We start from the raw sequence: 1,307 nt of genomic DNA, 5'->3' as shown, positions 1-1,307 counted from the left end.
CTTTCCTGAGCTGTAATGATGGAGAGGTACTATGAAAAATAATATGTTTCACCGAGTCCTGCAGGTAGTGGCTGATATTGACTAAGTGTGGAAGGTTTAAGGGTTTTCTAAGCGCGATCATTAACCGCTATAATCACATACAAGATTAATCTGTATTAAGGCAGGTAAACGTTACATGAACATACTCGTTACTGGTGGTGCCGGTTACATTGGAAGTCACACTGTGGTGCAGCTGCTGGATGCAGGTCATCGGGTTACGGTGCTGGATAATCTATGTAACAGCAATGTCGAAGTGTTTAACAGGGTTGAGCGAATTTGTGGACAGCGCCCGGAGTTTATTGAGGGTGATATCCGTGATTCTAAATTAGTGGCTAAAGCGCTTAAAGATGCTCAAATCGATTCGGTGATTCATTTTGCGGGGTTAAAGGCCGTAGGTGAATCGGTAGAGATGCCGATTGAGTATTATCAAAATAACGTACAAGGGTCGTTAACGTTATTTGATGAGATGCGAAAGGCGGGTTGTAAACGTTTGGTATTTAGTTCGTCTGCAACGGTCTATGGCAATCCCGAGCACGTACCGATTACTGAAAACATGCCCCTCTCGGCGACCAATCCTTACGGTCAGTCGAAGTTGATGATTGAAGAGATTCTGCGAGATATCGCTGTATCAGATGATGAGTGGGAGATTGCGCTGCTGCGTTACTTTAACCCGGTAGGCGCCCATCCAAGTGGTCTTATTGGTGAAGATCCCTCAGGTATCCCGAACAATCTAATGCCCTATGTTGCCCAAGTTGCGGCAGGACAGCTGCGTCAGTTGAAAGTCTTTGGTTCAGATTACGATACCGCGGATGGTACGGGGGTGCGTGACTATATTCATGTACAGGACCTGTCTGCGGGTCATCTGAAGGCGCTGGATGCACTCATGCCTGGGCATGGATGTGTGGCTTACAATCTGGGAACAGGCACGGGATATTCTGTTCTGGATGTAGTGAAAACTTTCGCACAGATATCTGGAAAAGATATCCCTTATGAGATTGCTCCACGCAGGACTGGAGATATCGCTACCTGCTTTGCTGATCCGACATTCAGTGAAGAAAAACTTCAATGGCGAGCAGAATATGGTATTGAAGAGATGATTCGTGATCACTGGAACTGGCAGAAAGAAAACCCGCGTGGGTTCAAAGATGTAGCCTGCTCTTTCAAATAAATTGTGTGATTATCTGGAATGTAAAAAGCCCCGATTAAGGCAATGCTGTTCACTTTAGAGGAGCAGCTTTACGATCCACTGGATAACGGGTTTTTGATAT

General features: G+C 45.6%; 1 protein-coding gene. It reads left to right on the top strand.

Going from position 1 to position 1,307, the window contains the following annotated elements; translation table 11 throughout:
* Positions 1-175 precede the first annotated feature (175 nt).
* Positions 176-1,207: a UDP-glucose 4-epimerase GalE gene (galE, locus tag ABYW01_RS21330; protein WP_372836621.1), complete on the top strand. Its 1,032-nt coding sequence runs from the start codon at positions 176-178 to the stop codon at positions 1,205-1,207.
* Positions 1,208-1,307 lie beyond the last annotated feature (100 nt).

This window comes from Pontibacterium sp., from assembly GCF_041587635.1.
Lineage (GTDB): Bacteria > Pseudomonadota > Gammaproteobacteria > Pseudomonadales > Balneatricaceae > Pontibacterium.
This window is presented reverse-complemented; position numbering and strand designations above follow the sequence as displayed.